Annotated in this window: 15 protein-coding genes; 12 read left to right on the plus strand and 3 right to left on the minus strand. The window is 35.8% G+C overall.

Going from position 1 to position 18,589, the window contains the following annotated elements:
• The first annotated feature begins 23 nt into the window (after nt 1–23).
• The 3 genes from ACUXVC_RS05375 (at nt 24) to ACUXVC_RS05385 (ending at nt 3,079) form a co-directional block, all read left to right on the plus strand.
• The gene (locus ACUXVC_RS05375; protein WP_000939632.1) at nt 24–965 is read left to right on the plus strand and encodes a DMT family transporter; all 942 of its coding nucleotides are present in this window, start codon (nt 24–26) and stop codon (nt 963–965) included.
• 226 nt (nt 966–1,191) lie between these two features.
• On the plus strand, nt 1,192–1,668 hold the full coding sequence (locus ACUXVC_RS05380) for a PH domain-containing protein (protein ID WP_001182719.1): 477 nt from the start codon (nt 1,192–1,194) through the stop codon (nt 1,666–1,668).
• Complete coding sequence (locus ACUXVC_RS05385; protein ID WP_075720109.1) at nt 1,661–3,079, plus strand: PH domain-containing protein; 1,419 nt, start codon at nt 1,661–1,663, stop codon at nt 3,077–3,079. Before ACUXVC_RS05380 ends, ACUXVC_RS05385 begins: the two co-directional genes overlap by 8 nt.
• Before the next feature lie 211 nt (nt 3,080–3,290).
• Here the strand turns inward: ACUXVC_RS05385 and hmoB are convergent, their stop codons facing one another.
• On the minus strand, nt 3,291–3,788 hold the full coding sequence (gene hmoB / locus ACUXVC_RS05390; protein ID WP_000644097.1) for a heme-degrading monooxygenase HmoB: 498 nt from the start codon (nt 3,786–3,788) through the stop codon (nt 3,291–3,293).
• 127 nt (nt 3,789–3,915) lie between these two features.
• Here hmoB and ACUXVC_RS05395 point away from each other — a divergent pair, with 127 nt between their 5' ends.
• The 4 genes from ACUXVC_RS05395 (at nt 3,916) to hemY (ending at nt 9,648) form a co-directional block, all read left to right on the plus strand.
• A complete protein-coding gene (locus ACUXVC_RS05395; RefSeq protein WP_144465814.1) occupies nt 3,916–6,033 on the plus strand; it encodes a transglycosylase domain-containing protein in 2,118 nt (705 codons plus the stop codon).
• Between the two features lie 177 nt (nt 6,034–6,210).
• Nucleotides 6,211–7,257 (plus strand): uroporphyrinogen decarboxylase, encoded by a 1,047-nt coding sequence (gene hemE / locus ACUXVC_RS05400; protein WP_000252605.1) that lies wholly within the window; start codon nt 6,211–6,213, stop codon nt 7,255–7,257.
• 14 nt (nt 7,258–7,271) lie between these two features.
• On the plus strand, nt 7,272–8,207 hold the full coding sequence (hemH, locus tag ACUXVC_RS05405) for a ferrochelatase (protein WP_089170562.1): 936 nt from the start codon (nt 7,272–7,274) through the stop codon (nt 8,205–8,207).
• Between the two features lie 19 nt (nt 8,208–8,226).
• Nucleotides 8,227–9,648 carry a protoporphyrinogen oxidase gene (hemY, locus tag ACUXVC_RS05410; protein ID WP_144465813.1) on the plus strand — a complete coding sequence of 474 codons (1,422 nt, stop codon included), beginning with the start codon at nt 8,227–8,229 and terminating at the stop codon, nt 9,646–9,648.
• 56 nt (nt 9,649–9,704) lie between these two features.
• Here the strand turns inward: hemY and ACUXVC_RS05415 are convergent, their stop codons facing one another.
• Nucleotides 9,705–11,057, minus strand: coding sequence for a DUF4026 domain-containing protein (locus tag ACUXVC_RS05415; protein WP_095691268.1), 1,353 nt, complete (start codon nt 11,055–11,057; stop codon nt 9,705–9,707).
• Between the two features lie 241 nt (nt 11,058–11,298).
• Here ACUXVC_RS05415 and ACUXVC_RS05420 point away from each other — a divergent pair, with 241 nt between their 5' ends.
• The 3 genes from ACUXVC_RS05420 to ACUXVC_RS05430 all read left to right on the plus strand — a co-directional run bounded on the left by ACUXVC_RS05420 (nt 11,299) and on the right by ACUXVC_RS05430 (nt 14,950).
• On the plus strand, nt 11,299–13,665 hold the full coding sequence (locus ACUXVC_RS05420) for a DUF6359 domain-containing protein (RefSeq protein ID WP_144465812.1): 2,367 nt from the start codon (nt 11,299–11,301) through the stop codon (nt 13,663–13,665).
• Between the two features lie 132 nt (nt 13,666–13,797).
• Complete coding sequence (locus ACUXVC_RS05425; protein WP_141241107.1) at nt 13,798–14,097, plus strand: hypothetical protein; 300 nt, start codon at nt 13,798–13,800, stop codon at nt 14,095–14,097.
• 16 nt (nt 14,098–14,113) lie between these two features.
• Nucleotides 14,114–14,950, plus strand: a complete 837-nt coding sequence (locus ACUXVC_RS05430; protein WP_048656896.1) for an alpha/beta fold hydrolase — start codon at nt 14,114–14,116, stop codon at nt 14,948–14,950.
• A 59-nt stretch (nt 14,951–15,009) separates the two neighbouring features.
• Here the strand turns inward: ACUXVC_RS05430 and ACUXVC_RS05435 are convergent, their stop codons facing one another.
• Nucleotides 15,010–15,864: a hypothetical protein gene (locus ACUXVC_RS05435; protein ID WP_071739496.1), complete on the minus strand. Its 855-nt coding sequence runs from the start codon at nt 15,862–15,864 to the stop codon at nt 15,010–15,012.
• 229 nt (nt 15,865–16,093) lie between these two features.
• Between ACUXVC_RS05435 and ACUXVC_RS05440 the strand changes: the two genes are divergently transcribed.
• Nucleotides 16,094–16,495, plus strand: a complete 402-nt coding sequence (locus ACUXVC_RS05440; protein WP_000184509.1) for a BlaI/MecI/CopY family transcriptional regulator — start codon at nt 16,094–16,096, stop codon at nt 16,493–16,495.
• A 2-nt stretch (nt 16,496–16,497) separates the two neighbouring features.
• Nucleotides 16,498–18,396 carry a M56 family metallopeptidase gene (locus tag ACUXVC_RS05445; protein WP_144465811.1) on the plus strand — a complete coding sequence of 633 codons (1,899 nt, stop codon included), beginning with the start codon at nt 16,498–16,500 and terminating at the stop codon, nt 18,394–18,396.
• Nucleotides 18,397–18,589 lie beyond the last annotated feature (193 nt).

Here is an 18,589-nt window from a genome sequence, read left to right on the forward strand (position 1 = left end):
GTTTTTATTGGAGGGGAATTAATTTGCTTCAAAAAAGTTTTAAGCAAGAGAAAACGGTACCGGCCTTAAAGATGATAGCATCAATGGTTATCTTTGGATCAGTTGGATTTTTTTCTGTTCAAACAAACTTACCTTCGTTTGAATTAGTGTTTGTAAGGTGTATTTTTGCGACAATATTTTTAAGTGTATGCTGGTTGCTTACAGGGCAATATAAACAAGATAAATGGGAACGAAAAGAAGTTATTCAAGTTTTAATATGTGGTTTTTTCTTAGTATTTAATTGGGTTTTCTTATTTAAAGCCTTTGAAAATATGTCAGTTACAATTGCTATCTCAGTTTATCATCTTGCACCAGTAATTGTACTGTTAATTGGAAGTATCGTCTTTAAAGAAAAATTAACATTAATATCTATCATTTCAATAGTTGTGTGTTTTGTGGGAGCTTTATTAATTGCTGGTATCGATGGAAGCTTCTCTTTCGGTTCATTAATGTCTTCAGGTATGATATGGGGATTTCTTGCAGCTCTCTTTTATGCATTTACAACTTTATTTGGTAAAGGGATTAACAAAATGAGTGCGTATGCAATGACATTTTTACAAACATTCTTGGGGATATTTCTTTTAATACCATTTATAGATTTAGATGCTTTTAGTGGCCTCACTCAAAGTAATTGGACATATATTATAGCTACTGGTTTTATTCACACAGGGATAGTGTATTATCTGTTTTTTGATAGTTTACGCCATTTATCTACAAAAACAATCTCAATATTAGTTTTTTTAGATCCGGCAGTGGCAATATTATTAGATACTGTACTTACTGGATTCCGTCCAACTTTAATGCAAATAACAGGAATTCTTTTTATTTTTATTGGCATGACTTTAACATTAAAAAAATCTAAAGATAAAAAACTGAGCCAAAAAGAAAAGCGAATTGAAAGCGATGCTAGTATATCTCAACAATAATGAAATATATTGAGTATAAAACGATAAACCTTGCATGAATCATGCAGGGTTTATTTGGTTCAATATAATTCATATTTATAATATGTAATTTTAAAAACTGAGGTATGTTTTTTAACATGCTTTTGATTCAACTATTTTTATTTGACTATAAATTTACAAAATTGTATATAAAACCTTATTTTTTGATAATATATAAGTAATAAATTCATAGAATTGGAGTGATGGGATGCAGCCGTTAGAAAGGGAGATTCATTCTAATATGCTGAAAGTGTGGAGGATTCACGCTTTAATTGGGGCGGCAGTTATACTAACAGTCGTAATTGCGTATTTCTTTTTTATGATTAACTTTAACTGGTGGGGCTGGTTGTTTGGACTATTAGTAACAGGAGCCATTATATTTATTCCACTTGATTATTTTGTGTTTCCAAATTTACGTCAGCGCTATTATAGTTACAGATTAAATGAAGAAGAGATTGAGATTCAAAAGGGAATGTTCGTTGTAAAACGCGTACTTATTCCGATGATCCGTGTGCAGCACGTAACGATTGAGCAAGGTCCGATTATGAGAAAGTATAATTTAGCAGAATTACACATTTCAACAGCCGCAACGTCTCATAGTATTCCAGGTTTAACGAAAGAAGAAGCAGAACAGCTGAAAAGACAAATTGGAGAACTTGCGAAAGTGAGTGATGAGGATGTATAAGAGGCAACATCCGATCACGATATTGTTAGGTATTAGGGTTGCGAGTTTGTTGCCTTTTATTTTGCTTGTTCTATTTCGCTCAGATGGTGAAGTGGAACCTTGGTATTTATTTCATCTTGTTCTCTTGGCCTTATTATTTATTATGGCTATTTTCTCAGCTATAAAATGGTATTTCAAGGTGTATTGGGTTGAAAATAATATTTTACACATAAAGCATGGTGTGTTTGTTAAGAAAGAAAGCTACTTAAATAAAGAACGTGTGCAAAATGTTAGTACATCTTCTAACATCATTTATCAAATACTTGGACTTACAAAATTAAATATAGAAGTTGCAGGCGGCGGTAGTGAGCCAGAAGTGATGTTAGCTGGTATTAAAGAAGATGAAGCGAAGGGACTAATTGCTTTATTACATAAAGAAAGAAGCGTTGTGGCTGAAGAGGTGCCTGCGGGAGAAGGTAGTAAGACAGTTTATCAGTTAACAGCGAAAGAAATTTTATTCGCATCTATTACATCTGGTAGATTTGGATTAGTGTTTTCTATGTTAGTAATCCTTTACACAGAGTTTAATCAATTTCTACCAGAATGGCTCATCAATAAAGTGGAAGCGTATGTGATGGATAACGGTGTATATGAATTAATCGTTATGGCCGCAATTTTAATGGCAATTTCTTGGATTATTTCAACAGCGGGCTATGCGTTAAAATATGCAAACTTTAAAATTGAGCGAAACGGAAATGAAATTCGAATCGTACAAGGGTTATTTGATAAGAAAGAGTTTGTGTTAAAATTACACCGCATTCAAGCAATTACTGTGAAAGAAGGAATACTTCGCCAGCCTATCGGGTATTGTTCTGTCGAAGTAGAAGTCATTCAAAGTATAGAATCCGCTGGGAATGAAGTGATGCTACATCCTTTTATGAAGAAAAAAAATGTGCAGCAGTTACTCGCATATTTACAGTTGCCGTATGAAATGGAGGAGGAAATCGTTCATTTACCGAAAGCGGCATTGCGCCGTTACATCATCATGGGCTGGATTACAAGTGCTGTGCTCGCTGTGCCAATTGCCGGTGCAAGTATATATTTTAAACAGCATATTGCATTGTTCACTCTTATCCCGCTATGTATCGCATTTACAATACTCGCATACGCTCGTTATACTAGCGGCGGTTATATGATGAAAGAAAACCAATTAACAATGGTATACAGAGGTCTTGCGAAATATACAGGAATCATGCGTAGAAGACATGTTCAAGCAGTGGGGTACAATCAATCGTATTTTCAAAAGAAAGACGAGTTATGTACAGCTGTCGTATCGGTAGCGGGGCATCGTTATAAAGTGAAGCACATGCGAAAAGAGGACACACTTCGTATATATAATTGGTACAAAGAAAAAGGAAACACCGGTGTGTAATGGTGTTTCCTTTTTGTTATTAAATGGATATCTTTAGTCGAATCGTTGATATATTTCAAGATGTGATAGATATATTCGAAAAATCGTTGATATATTTCAAGATGTGATAGATATATTCGAAAAATCGTTGATATATTTCAAGATGTGATAGATATATTCGAAAAATCGTTAATATAATTTCACGTACTGCTAGTGTTGTATTACTTTTTAATTAAACTAACACATCAAAAGTAGTCACAAAAGAAGGACGAGAGAAAATACTCTTTTGCTGTTCCGCATGTGGATGCGCTGGAGCTTGTCCTTCTGCTTGCGTGGGACGTTTTTTATGAGCATTTTCGAATGAACGTGATTCTGTCCAGTCTTTAAAGTTTTGCTCTGTTTCCCACATCGTTAAGATGACATATGTATCGTTACTTAATGGGCGTAGAACACGGATCGCTTGGAATCCTGGTTCGTTTTCAATAAGGCCTGCGCGGTTTTTAAAGCGGTTTTCAAATACTGGGCGACCTTCGTCTGTGACAGAAATGTTGTTACAAACGATATAGCCAGATTGTCCTTTAAATTCACCGACAGCATCTAGTACGTCATACTGAAGTGAGCCTTCTACAGATTCTTCTGTATTTTCTTTATAAAACATATTTTTCTCATCATTTTTTGCAGTGAAATGTGATTGTTCTAGAGGTGTTTCGTATGAAATAATCGCCTTCATTTTAATGCCCCCTTAATAGTTTGTTTCTATTATATCAACTCTCTTAAAAAACTTCGAAGATTATATACATAAAGATACTTCTTTTTCAAATAATAAATGTACCATCATTTGGAAAGAAGGACGATGTATGAAGAAAGTAAAGTGGACTTTATTAGGCGGCGTCGCAACGTTTGTAGTAGCAATTGTACTCTATAAACTTATCGTGTTAGCTGGTGGCTATATGATGGATGAAAAGCAGCTCGTTTTCCACTCTTCATCACGTATTGTTGACCAGAAAGGAAAAGAAATTACGAAATTATACGTAGAAAATAGGGAACTCGTACCAGTCGAGCAAATTCCGAAGTATGTGCAGCAAGCGTTTGTTGCGGTGGAAGATTCCCGTTTTTATGAGCATCAAGGAATTGATTATCCGTCTATATTCCGGGCTCTTTATAAAGATACGTTAGCTGGAGAAAAGGTAGAGGGCGGTAGTACCATTACGCAGCAACTTGCTAAAAATGTCTTTTTAACTCGTGAAAAAACATTTACGCGCAAATTGAAGGAAGTCGCAATTTCTCTTCAATTAGAGCAAAAATATACGAAGCAACAAATTCTTGAAATGTATATGAATCATATTTATTTTGGTCATGGGGCTTACGGTATTCAAGCGGCAGCAAAGTTGTATTTTAATAAAAATGTTGAGGATTTAACAGTAGAGGAAGGGGCAATGCTTGCAGGCCTTCCGAAGTCACCAAACGGATATTCACCGTACTACTCTGCAGAGAAGAGTAAGGAACGCCGCGATCTAGTGTTGTCACTTATGCATAAACAAGGCTATTTGACTGCAGAAGAAAGCGTTCGTTATCAAGGGAAGACAATTGCTCTATATAAAAATTTAGATGAGAATGAGCTTGCATATATGCCGTATATTGATATGGTCATAGATGAAGCCGCTCGTTTATACGGATTGTCTCATCAAGAAGTACTTCGCGGAGGATATACGTTTGTCGTACCTATGGATGAAAAAATTCAAAAGGTAGCATATAACCAGTTTCAAGATGCAAGGAATTTTCCTGGGAAAGAAGAAGGGGCGCAAGGTGCGTTTTTATTAATGGATAATCGCACGGGAGGGATTAAAGCGGCGATTGGGGGAAGAAAGTACGTCCCGAGAGGATTTAATCGTGTTTTTGCCAAAAGGCAGCCCGGATCTGTTTTAAAACCACTTATCGTTTATGCACCAGCACTAGAAACGAAAAAGTATAATCCGTATTCTTTATTAACAAATGAAAGAAATTCTTTTGAAGGGTATGAACCTCGAAATTATAATCATGAGTATTCAAAAGAAATGACGATGTATGATGCGATTTTAGAGTCGGCAAACGTACCAGCAGTTTCTTTATTAAATGAGTTAGGGGTAGAAGAAGGAAAGCAGTATTTAGAAAAAGGAAATGTCTATATTGCAGATGCTGGTTTAAGTACAGCGCTTGGCGGATTGAAAAATGGCGTTTCAACATTTGATCTTGTAAAAATGTACCGTTCATTTTTAGCAAATGGAAATATTATCGAGCCGCACGTTATTGATAAAGTATTAAATAGACACGGTGCAGTCATTGGGGAATCTCCAAAAGTAGAGACGAAAATCTTCTCGAAGCAGACAGCATGGTATATGACGAAAATGTTAGAAGGAGTTGTGAAGGAAGGAACAGCGAGAGTTGGTGTATATAACGGTGCGTTAGCTGGGAAAACAGGTACAACTTCATTGCCAAATGACGATAAGGGAGCAAGAGATATGTGGTTCGTCGGCTATACACCGAACTTAGTAGGCGCTGTTTGGATTGGTTATGACCGCACGGATAAGGAGCATCAGTTGCAAGGAGAAAGTGCATCTGCGACAAAATTATTTAAGAAAATTTTAACGAAGGCTAATGTAGAACATAAAGAGAAGTTTATGAAGCCTGAAGGTGTGGAAACAATCGGTGCTCCGATTCGGCTGCGAAGAATTGAAGATGTAAAAATGAAACTATCATTTAGTCCTTTCGGTTTATTTAAAGCAAAATTAAGCTGGACGCCACTTCCAGATAACAGAATTATGTACCGAATCTATAGAGTGGAGAATGGAATTCATACGCATGTTAGCACTGTAAACGGTGCTGGAGAATATGAGGAAAAGTTCGTTAACATATTTTCAAAACCGAGCTTTTACGTTGTACCATATAATACACAAACGAATCGCGAAGGAGAAAAGTCAAAAGTAGCTAAACCATAGTTTTTCTCTGTGTTATAATAAGAATGTTGTGAAAATAGTAAGCGTTTTTAAGAATGTTTGTGTCAATTTAATGAACAACGTACATAATATTATGCATTTTGTTTTTACAAGCTGTATAGTAAAAAAAGATAAATATCGAGCGTATTCGAAGCATTGGTAAGGAAGGGAGCAACGGTCTTGGTAAGAACTATAAATGAGACATTTTTAAAAGCATGTAGGGGGGAACGTACCGATTATGTACCAGCATGGTATATGCGTCAAGCAGGTCGTTCACAGCCGGAATATAGAAAGATTAAAGAAAAGTATTCTTTATTTGAAATTACACATAATCCAGAGTTATGTGCTTACGTTACAAAATTGCCGGTTGATCAATATAACGTAGACGCAGCAATTCTTTATAAAGATATTATGTCACCACTACCTGCAATTGGTGTGGACGTAGAAATTAAATCAGGTATTGGCCCAGTTATCGATAATCCAATCCGTTCTTTACAAGACGTAGAAAAACTAGGGGAAATCAATCCAGAAGATGACGTACCATACATACTAGATACAATTCGTTTATTAACGACAGAAATGTTAGACGTACCGTTAATCGGCTTTTCAGGAGCTCCATTTACATTAGCGAGCTATATGATTGAAGGCGGTCCATCTCGTAACTACCATAATACGAAAGCGTTCATGTATGCAGAGCCAAAAGCTTGGTTCGCTTTAATGGATAAACTAGCAGATATGGTTATTACATATTTAAAAGCGCAAATTAACGCAGGAGCAAAAGCAGTTCAAATTTTCGATTCTTGGGTTGGAACAGTAAATGTAGCAGATTATCGCGTATTTATTAAACCAGCAATGGAGCGTATTTTTGCAGAAGTTCGTAAGATGGGTGTACCGATGATTATGCACGGCGTAGGAGCTGCACACTTAGTGAATGAGTGGCACGACTTACCGCTTGATGTAGTCGGCTTAGACTGGCGCTTACCGATTGAAGAAGCACGTGCACGTGGCGTTCATAAGGCGGTACAAGGTAATATGGACCCTTCATTCTTACTTGCACCATGGTCTGTTATTGAAGAACATGTAAAAGGTATTTTAGATCAAGGGATGAAACAGCCGGGTTATATCTTTAACTTAGGTCACGGTGTATTCCCAGAAGTAAATCCGGATACATTAAAACGTTTAACTACATTTATTCATGAATACTCTAAAGGGCAGTTAGCGAAGTAAAGGAGAATTGCTGTATGAAAAAGAAAATTGGTTTGCTTGTAATGGCATACGGAACGCCATATAAAGAAGAAGATATTGAACGTTACTATACACATATTCGCAGAGGAAGAAAGCCAAGTCCTGAAATGCTGGAAGATTTAACAGAGCGTTACCGTGCAATTGGTGGTATTTCTCCTTTAGCTACTATTACATTAGAGCAAGCTAAGAAGTTAGAGAAGCGTTTAAATGAAGTACAAGATGAAGTAGAGTACCATATGTACCTTGGCTTAAAACATATTGAACCGTTTATTGAAGATGCGGTGAAAGATATGCATAACGACGGAATACAAGATGCAATCGCACTTGTTCTTGCACCTCACTATTCTACGTTTAGCGTGAAATCATACGTTGGACGAGCGCAAGAAGAAGCTGAGAAACTTGGAAACTTAACAATTCACGGCATTGATAGCTGGTATAAAGAGCCGAAATTCATCCAGTACTGGGTTGATGCAGTGAAGGGTATATATAACGGTATGTCAGATGCAGAGCGTGAAAAAGCAGTATTAATCGTATCTGCACATAGCTTACCAGAGAAAATTATTGCAATGGGCGATCCATATCCAAATCAATTAAATGAAACAGCGGACTATATCGCGCGCGGAGCTGAAGTAGCAAACTATGCAGTAGGCTGGCAAAGTGCAGGAAACACACCAGATCCTTGGATTGGTCCAGATGTACAAGATTTAACGAGAGAACTAAATGAAAAGCACGGTTATACTTCATTCGTATATGCACCAGTTGGATTTGTTGCGGAACATTTAGAAGTTTTATATGACAACGACTTTGAGTGTAAAGTTGTAACGGATGAAATTGGTGCGAAATATTATCGTCCAGAAATGCCAAATGCATCGGACGCATTTATTGATTGTTTAACAGATGTTGTATTAAAGAAAAAAGAATCTGTACTGTAAGAAGAAAGGGGGAGCCTGCTTGAGGAAAAAAGTTGTGATCGTCGGCGGAGGCATCACTGGATTAACAGCAATGTATAACTTACAAAAAAATCTTCATGAAAAAAACTTGCCGATTGATACATTACTTATAGAAGCATCGGGTAAACTAGGCGGAAAAATTCAAACCGTTCGAAAAGATGGATTTACAATTGAGCGCGGACCGGATTCTTTCTTAGCACGAAAAGAAAGTGCAGCTAGATTAGTGAAAGAATTAGGTCTCGGCGATGAACTTGTAAATAATCAAGCCGGTCAATCATTTATCCTTGTAAACAATCGGTTACATAAAATGCCGAATGGATCAATGATGGGAATTCCAACGCAAATTACGCCGTTTCTATTTTCCGGGCTGTTCTCCCCAATTGGTAAACTAAGAGCTGGCTTTGATCTATTAATGCCGAGGTCAAAGCCAGTATCTGACCAATCACTCGGACAATTTTTCAGACATCGTCTTGGAAATGAAGTGGTTGAAAACTTAATAGAACCGTTACTATCGGGTATTTATGCAGGGGATATTGATGAAATGAGCTTAATGTCAACATTCCCGCAAATGTATCAAATTGAGCAGAAACATCGCAGTATTTCACTCGGTATGCGTACGCTCGCTCCGAAAGAAGAGAAAGCTGAACCGAAAAAGGGAATGTTCCAAACAGTGAAAACAGGTTTAGAATCTATCGTAAAATCTCTCGAAGCAAAGATGCATGAAGGTACGATAATAAAGGGAACTCGCATTGAAAAAATTGCAAAACAGGGTGATGGTTATACGATTACTCTTAGTAACGGAAAAGAAATAGAAGCGGACGCCATCGTAGTGGCAACTTCGCATAAAGTATTGCCGTCCATGTTTGCTCAGTACAAGCAGTTTCGTTTCTTCCGTAATATTCCATCCACATCCGTTGCGAATGTCGCACTTGCTTTCCCAAAATCTGCAATCCAGCGCGATATTAATGGTACAGGATTTGTCGTATCACGAAATAGCGATTACACCATTACAGCATGTACGTGGACGCATAAAAAATGGCCACATACAACGCCAGAAGGAAAAATACTCCTTCGCTGTTACGTTGGACGTGCTGGTGATGAAGCGGTTGTAGAACAAACTGAAGAAGAACTCGTTCAGCTTGTACTAGAAGATTTAAGAAAGACGATGGATATTACAGAGGATCCAGAGTTTACAATCGTAAGTCGCTGGAAAGAAGCGATGCCCCAATATACAGTAGGTCATAACGAGCGAATGAAAAAGCTCACAACATTTATGGAGAAAGAGTTACCTGGTATATATTTGGCAGGTAGCTCCTATGCTGGTGCTGGACTTCCAGATTGTATTAATCAAGGTGAGGAAGCTGCAAAGCGTGTATTATCTCATTTGGAGAAAGTAATAGATGCTGAATTAATCGCACAATAAACTATAAGAAACGCCTTCAATCATATTGAAGGCGTTTCGTTTATTATATAAAATATTTATTCGCCAATAAACATATATAAGTTATTTGGCTTTATAACGGCATCTCCTGCATAAATAACCCACTCTGTTAAGTTATCAAAATCTAAATGATAACTATTTCCTTCACTCATATCTTTTATAAAATATGGTTCATTAATGAGTATTCCTTGAATGAAATCTTCCGTAATGTTTTGCATTTCAAACCACATATGTTCACTTTTTCCTTCTTCGTAGGAGACACCAAACTTAGCAAGGAAACGAAAATCTTCATTTGATTGTTCAATATGAAAAATGTTACTGAAATACCCGAAAGTATTTTTCGCATTGTAAGCCATACGAGCCGTTTCACTATTTGTTTTATAGAACATGAGCCCTGTAGCTTCCTCGTGTTCTTTGAAAAAACTTTCAATATATTCTTCTGAAGTATTAAATTTGAATAAGAGAACGGATGGAGATTGATGGTATTCATCTCGGGCATCCATTCCGCCTAAGAATGTATTTTGTGCATCTATTGGTTGTAGTTTCACTTCTTCATCCTCGATTGAAGATAATTGGTCCATACTCGTTTTATGCCCTATATAAGATAATCCTTTTTCCCACGGAACAGCGACTGTATGTATAGAACCTTGCTGACTATGCGCGATAACGATAGGCTCATTCATAGGGACTTGTCCATTCTCAACGGCATTATTAGCAAATGTTTGAAAGAGATCGCCAATGCCGTAGTAGGAAGAAATGCGATTTGGAATAATTAACTCTATTTCAGTTACGCCTGCTCTTAAAAGACCATGTGTATGAAACCAATATTGCGTAGGCTCATCATCTTTATCGTCTTCATAAACAGAATGAATAACGTACAAGTCAGGAATGTCAGGTAATAATTCATTTTCAACGTGATATTCAATATAGCTTCTAGATATCACTTTCATTGCTGCACTTGAATCGATTACAAATAACAAATCTGGGGCGAGATTCCATAAAAACTGTAACTGCTGGAAAAAGCAGTCCAGTACATCGCCTACAAATAGCGTACGAGTGAAAATTTCAGTGCCGAAAGCCACATCTTCAAAATTACGATCTACAATTGTAGAATCTTGTCTATTGTACATTTTATATTCTTCTGGGTCGTTCGCCTCATCAATATGCATTTCATACGGTATGACTGTTTCACCCGTATGTAATTCAACAATAAGGCTTGTCTCATCACTATAAACAATTTTTAACTCATCAACTTTAGTAGCGATAATTTCTAGTCGGTGTTTTAACTGCTCAATTGTAATTCTAGTTGGTATAACAGCAATCATATCTGAAAAATGACGTTCTAATGTTCCATTCATAGCTGCGCGGTATGTTTCTGTTTGTACTTCCATCCAATCACTCCTATTCAAATGAATCCATTTTACATGCCAATCAAATATCGATATTTTCTGTTTTCTCTCTCTAACATTATAGAGTGCATTTGTAGAAGGTGTAAAATTATTATTTTGTATTATAGTTTGAAAGCTTGTAAATTAAATAAATCTTTTGTAAAATTTGTCGAAATATAGTTCTATATAACGAATCATTTGTTATGATAGAAATGCTGAGAAAATATGAAATAGGGAGAGGAAAATGACTGTGAAGAAATTGTTAAGCGTCTTTTTATCATTCTTGCTATTGCTTTCATTTACTGGAACTTTAGCGCAAGCAGAAGAAACTGCTTCTATGTCAGTAGAAAAAGCAATTCAAGTATTTAAGCAGCAAGGGAAAACGAAGGGGATTGTGGAAGGATATATTGTTGGATATACGCAAAGTTCTTCTAAATATACGAAGGATCCAGCTAAGTTTGATGATACAAACGTAGCAATTGCAGATTCACCAAACGAAACGAATCCAGACAAAATCATGCCCGTTCAGTTGCCAAAAGGTGATGTGAGAACGGCAGTGAATGTAAAAGATCACCCTGAAAATATCGGGAAGAAAGTTAGTTTGATTGGGACTCTTGAATTATATTTTAGTAACCCAGGTCTAAAATCAGTAACAGCTTATAAGTTTCAAGGTGAAGGACAAAACCGTGTTAGCGATGTAGTAGCTTCACCGAACGGCGGAGAAGTTGCTAAAGGAACAGCGGTAACATTAACGACGAATACAGAAGGCGCAACAATCTACTATACGTTAGATGGCTCTAATCCTACTAATAAAAGCGTTCGTTATAATGGACAAATTATAGTGAATGAAAATAGTGTAGTGAAAGCAATCGCAGAAAAAGAAGGACTTACTTCTTCAGCAATTTCGACATTTTCATTTATTATCGTAAATAATGAACAGGTTCGTATTCATGACATTCAAGGAAAATCACATATGTCTCCTTACAACGGGAAGAAAGTAAACAATGTGGAAGGCGTTGTCACAGCGCTTGATAAAAACGGCTTTTATATAGAAGATAATCAGCCGGATAATGATCCAGCTACTTCAGAAGGTATTTACGTATATAAAAAAGATGCGAATGTAGCAGTAGGGGATCTTATTCAAGTTGATGGAGTAGTAGAAGAATATGTTGGACCAGGATATGCAGAGCGATTTGAAACAGACTTAACGACGACAGAAATTAAGGCGAGTCGCGTTGCTGTAATCGCAAAAAATCAAACTTTACCAGCACCGATTGTACTTGGAGAAAACGGTGTGAAAATCCCGGACCAGATTATTGATAATGATGCATTTGGTTTATTTGATCCAAATGAAGATGCAATCGACTTCTATGAAAGTATAGAAGGTATGCGTGTTACGATGCCAACACCAAAAATTATTACACCTCAGAAAAACGGGAATTTATATGTAACAGTAAAAAATGGTGGAGATAAAATAGTAACACAATATGGGACACCTCTATTAGATGAAAATCAATTAAACCCAGAGCGTCTTTCTGTAAAAGTACCTCGCGATTATGTAGCAAAAGTAGGAGATACTTTCACTGGAGATATAACAGGGGTAGTAGGATATGATTACGGTTCTTTCCGTATTTCGCCAATAACAGAACTGCCAGCTGTAGTGGATGGTGGATTTAAGCAAGTAGGCGCAAATATTCAGCCACGTCTTGATAAGTTAACGGTTGCTACATATAACATTGAAAACTTCTCAGCGAATAAAAAAGAAACAACAGATGAAAAAGTAAAAGCGTTAGCGTATTCTATTAAATACAACTTAAAAATGCCAGATATTATCGGTGTAGAGGAAATGCAAGATAATAACGGATCAATTAATGACGGTACAACAGATGCGTCATTAAGCGCAAAACGTATCATTGATGCAGTTCTAGAAATTCGTGGACCGAAGTATGAGTATGTAGAAATCGCTCCAAACAATAATCAAGACGGAGGAGCACCAGGAGCGAATATTCGCGTCGGCTTCTTCTATAATCCATCACGCGTGAAATTAGCGCCGGTACCGAAGTTACTTGATAAAAATGTTGTTCGTATTGGAGACGAAAATCCATTATTTGAAAGTACACGTAAACCGTTAGCGGCAGAATTTACGTTCCAAGGACAAAACATTGTTGTCGTTGCAAATCACTTAAACTCAAAACTAGGGGATGCAACGCCATTTGGAAAAGTGCAGCCGCTCGTATTAAAAAGTGAAGACAAACGAATTCAGTTAGCACAAGAAGTAAATCATTTCGTGCAAGGAATTCAGAAAAAGAATACGAATGCACCAGTTGTCGTGTTAGGTGATATGAACGATTTCGAGTTCTCTAAACCACTAAAAGCACTAGAGGGAACAATCTTAAAAGATATGTTAAACACAGTGCCGAAAGAGAATCGTTACACTTACATTCACGAAGGAAATGCACAAGTGTTAGATCATATTTTAGTAACAAACAACATCGCACCGCACACAATTGTAGATCCAGTGCACTTAAACTCAAACATAATGAAAGAGCACGGACGTGTAAGCGACCATGACCCAGTACTTGCTCAAATTGATTTGAAGAAAGCTTCTTAAAGAAAGGAACGCTTAGGTGACTAAGCGTTCTTTTTTTTCATTGTTATAGAATAGTATAAAGAGATGATTCCTTTTTTTGTAATCTAATGATAAAATTGATTGAATATTTAGTTTTTTAGAAGGGGGACATCAATGCAGTTACAAATAAATGGAAAGTTAATGAATCAGCTTGCAATTTTTTTTAGTACGATCGTCATGCTTCAGTTTGTAGCTGATGTAACAGGACTTACAAGCAATCTAAATATTACGTATAACTTAATTAATATAACAGCTTCTTATATAACATTTAGTTTGGCGGTTATTTTCACTTTAATAGGTGCAAGAAGAGAATTAAGTAAATATGCAATTGTTTCATTATGTTTAGTAGTAGCGATTAAAGCGATTTATTTTGTAGCGGTTGTTATTTTATGGGGATTGGCTGGTACACCGTAAAAGAGAGGATAATCATATGAATATTGAAAATATACGATTGATAAATGCAAACGGTACGAATCTTTATGTAAAAATGTTAGGAGAAGGTGAACCCATTATATTTCTTCATGGAGGCCCTGGAAGTGAACATCGATTTTTTCTTCCCTATATGGCGCCACTAGCAGAAAAATTCCAACTAGTTTTTTATGATCAAACAGGTTGTGGAGAATCGGAAGAAGCAAAGAATAATCAATATTCTATGAGGGGTGAGGTTGAAAACTTAGAAGCACTGCGTGTGCAATTAGGGTTTGAAAAAATAAATGTATTAGGTGAATCATGGGGATCAATGCTTGCATTATTGTATGCAACTACATATCCCGAACGAGTGAATAAGTTACTTTTAACAGCTGCGATAGGAGTTAATGTAAAAGGGTTAGAAAGATTTGGTGAAGAACTGCAGAAGAGGTTAACAGAAGAAGATAAAGTAATTATTTCTGAAGTAAGCGAGAAGATTAAAATAGGAGAGGCTTCTATATACGAGATGTTACAAGTGTTAGATCCATATTATGTGTTTGCTATGGAAACTTTAACTTATAAACAGAAAACAACTTTTAGTAATGAAGTTAACACAATACTGGGTGCAGATATGGTGAAAAATTATGATGTGACTAAACAAATAGAAAAGCTCTCGGAAATTCCAATATTAATTGCGCAAGGAAGTCATGATATTTTAACCCTTGCCACTATAAAAGAACATTTTATAGAATACATACCTCATATAGAATTTTTAGAGATTGAAAATTGTGGACATTGGACAGTAGTGGAGCAGCCAAAACAAATGTGCAATATCGCGTATAGTTTTTTTGAGAACTAACAATAAGAGCGTAATTCCCAATCTAACTTAGGGAATTACGCTCTTATTCGTTTAATTATTTAGTCTGAAATTGTTTGAAACGCTTTTCTACACCGCTCTCTTTTTTGCAACCTTCGTCTATATTTTTTTCTATCACGTTTTACTCCTTGTATATACATGATTAAGCTAACGAGGAGGAAGAAAGTGCATTGCATCGTTAAAATATACGGAGACATGCCATGCAACGGTTGTTTTGGGTCATATAAATGAAAAGGCGCTCCGCCTATTGTAGGGAATATCGTATTTAGCAGGACGTAAGGAATAGAGGCAACTGCAAATGGGAAAAGAATCGCCATATAGTCCTTTTGTGACCACGCAGATGCTGCAAGTCCTAAAAGGGCCATTAAACCTGCAAATAAAAAATTAATTCCGATATATACAGCAATGTAAGTGAGGGGAGATTCGTAATATAAGTTTGCAAACATCCCATTATCATTTATAATGCCTGAACCAGCAGTCGGTTCTCCGTCTGGAATGGTTAATTTGCAAAATAATAACGATAAGATGAATGGAAATGTATAAAGAAATCCGCCACAAAAGAATGTAACGATATATTTCGTTACTGAATAAGGGAACAAAGAAATCCCTTTACTTACAAACGGTTTAAAACCATCTGATTTATCCGAATTGTAACTTGTACTAAAGGGGAAACTAGCAATAACGGGCATTAATAATAAATAAACATCCATTTCATTGTCGCGAAATCCAATCCATTTAACAGCTGTTGTTACAAAGGCATCCGTTCCATCCCCAATGTAACGAATTACATAATAATAATGGTAAATAAAAATAAGAGCTAGTCCACTAAACATAATAATTAAAGAAACACGATTACAAAAAGCTTGCTTTATATTTAAACGAAGCGCACGCATCATGACTGAAAAAGCCTCCACTGTTTTGATAAACTTGTCTATTTTCTATATTACTATTAATTGTAAAGATTTTCTTGTTTTTTTATTTGATTATTTGAAAAAGAGGAATTTTGTTGTTGTGAAGTAAGGTTTAGCTGGAATTAATTTTTCTAAAATATGGTTGACAATTAAGTATTACATTTGTAATCTTGATTGTAGATTACAAATGTAATACTTAGGAGTGAAACATACGATGACAAATCAATTACCTAAAATATCTGAAGCGGAATTAGAAATTATGAAAGTACTTTGGTCGAGTTCTCCACAAACAGCGAATGAAATTATAGAAGAACTGGAAGATGCAATGGACTGGAAACCGAAAACAATCCGCACATTAATTAATCGATTAGTACAAAAGGAAGCCGTTTCTTACCATCAAGATAAAGGGCGAATGTATGCTTATTATCCGTTAGTATCACAAGATAATTATTTGCAAGTGGAAACGAAATCTTTACTAAAACGTTTTTGCGGTGCAGCGTTTAAACCATTACTTGTTAATTTCTTAAAAGAGGAGAAATTATCTTCAGAAGATATTAATGAATTAAAACGCATTTTAGATGAGAAGACAGAGGAGAATAAGAGGAAGGATCGATAAAAATGATAAACACGCTTATAAATGTATACCTTCCTCATTTTTTTGATTGGCTTATAGAAACGTCACTTATGGCTAGCATATTAGTGGGTTTTATTTTATGTATAAAAATTTTATTTAGAAATAAATTAACACCCCGGTGGCAATATATGCTGTGGATCGTATTAATGGTAAGACTCCTTTTACCGTGGTCGCCAGATAGCTCTTATAGCATTTACTCATTACTTTCCTATCGTTCTAGTGTATCGGAAGTTATTCCAAAAAATATGCCGGCTACTGAGAATATAGTGAACATAGAAAGCGACCGTAAAGTGGAATTGGAATCAAATCCTAAAATGGTGACAAAAACTAGCGAACCGGAAGTAGAAGTAAGTTCGGAACAACAGACTACATTTTCTTTATACAAAATTGCTTTGTATGTGTGGCTAGCTGGGGTCATCGTATTAGCATATATTACGTTTCGTACAAATAGACGGTTATATTCGTACATAAAGAAACAACCGGATATTACGAATGAACAGGTCGTTACAGTGTTTAATCGCTGTAAGCAGTCTATGAAAATAAAGAAGGCAGTTTCGTTACGTCTGGCGGGAAAGATTGCGAGCCCAACTGTGTTTAGTTTCTTTCGTCCGAAAGTATTACTATCAAAAAAACATATGAAAGTATTAAATGAACAACAATTACAATATGTCTTTTACCATGAGTTAGCTCATATTAAGAGAAACGATGTAGCTGTAAATTGGATTATGTACAGTTTAATCCTATTAAATTGGTTCAATCCGATTCTTTGGTACGCCTATTTTTGTATGCGAGAAGATCAAGAATTAGCCTGTGATGCATATGCACTTACTTTTATAGATAAAGAGGAACAAATTGCATACGGTCATACAATTATTACCCTTCTAGAACATTATTCCTATCAAGTACCAAGCCTAGCAAATTTAAGTAGAAATAAACGAACACTAAAAAGGAGAATCGTTATGATTAAAAAATTCCAAAAGAAATCGTATCGCCTTTCTTTACTTGGGATTATTGCTATAGTTGCTATAGCATCCCTTTCTTTATTCAACGCACGTACAACGGAAGGAAAAGAAAAGCAAGAGGATAAAGTAGAGCAGTCAAAGGATGCTTTCCAAAATGCTGTAGATATGCTGTATGGTACAGAAGAAAATGCGAAAAAAGAATATCATTATTCAGCAAGAGTGTATGAACAAAAGACAGATTATATATATTTAGCTGAAAAGGCTTTAACAAAAGATGAATTCCAGCAGTACATAAAATTATCTAAAGAAATTATTAATATACAGAAAAAAGGGGCTCCGAGAGATTCTGACTACGAGTCAACATTTTTTAGAGAAGAGCGTTTATCAAAAGCCGATCGTGACAAATTATATGCACTTTATGATCAAGCAAAACCATTTGATGACAAAGTGCATGAATCTTTAAATTATACGGTTAAGGAAGCGCAGGAACATGTTGATTTTCAAATTAAGAAGCCGACGTACACAATTGAAGGATACAATCTGAAGAATGAAAATGTAAGTTATTTTATTAAGAGAAGACCTGAATTAATTATTAATTTAGAATATACAAACAGGAAAGGGAATTATACAATTTCTCAATCGCAAGTTTTTGGGGAAAGCAAAGACCCATTTAGCCACCAGTTTATAGTGCCTGAAAATATAGAAAAGTACGAACTAGAAGGGAATCAAATATTCTATGCTACTCATCACTCGGATAGTAATTTACAAGGTATGAAGATGATTGTTCCAGCAAAAGGGAAAGATAGTGCATATCAAATTGTCATTATTAATCATAGTTTAGAGAAGCAAGGAGAAGCAGTATTTGATAAGAATGTAAATAAAGAAGAGCTAGAGAAGGTTATGCTTTCTATGTTGAAATAATAAAAAGGTGTTCTTAAGATGTATATCTCAAGAACACCTTTTCCTTTTCTCTTTTCTTCTGATAAACTATGGACAGTATGATATACACTGACTGGAATTTTTTTATACTGGAAATAATAAAAAGAGAACTTGTATAGAATGTAAGCGTGTGGTAATATCAAAGATGTACTGATTGACTATATTATCCAATTGG

Source organism: Bacillus sp. N6 (assembly GCF_052805735.1).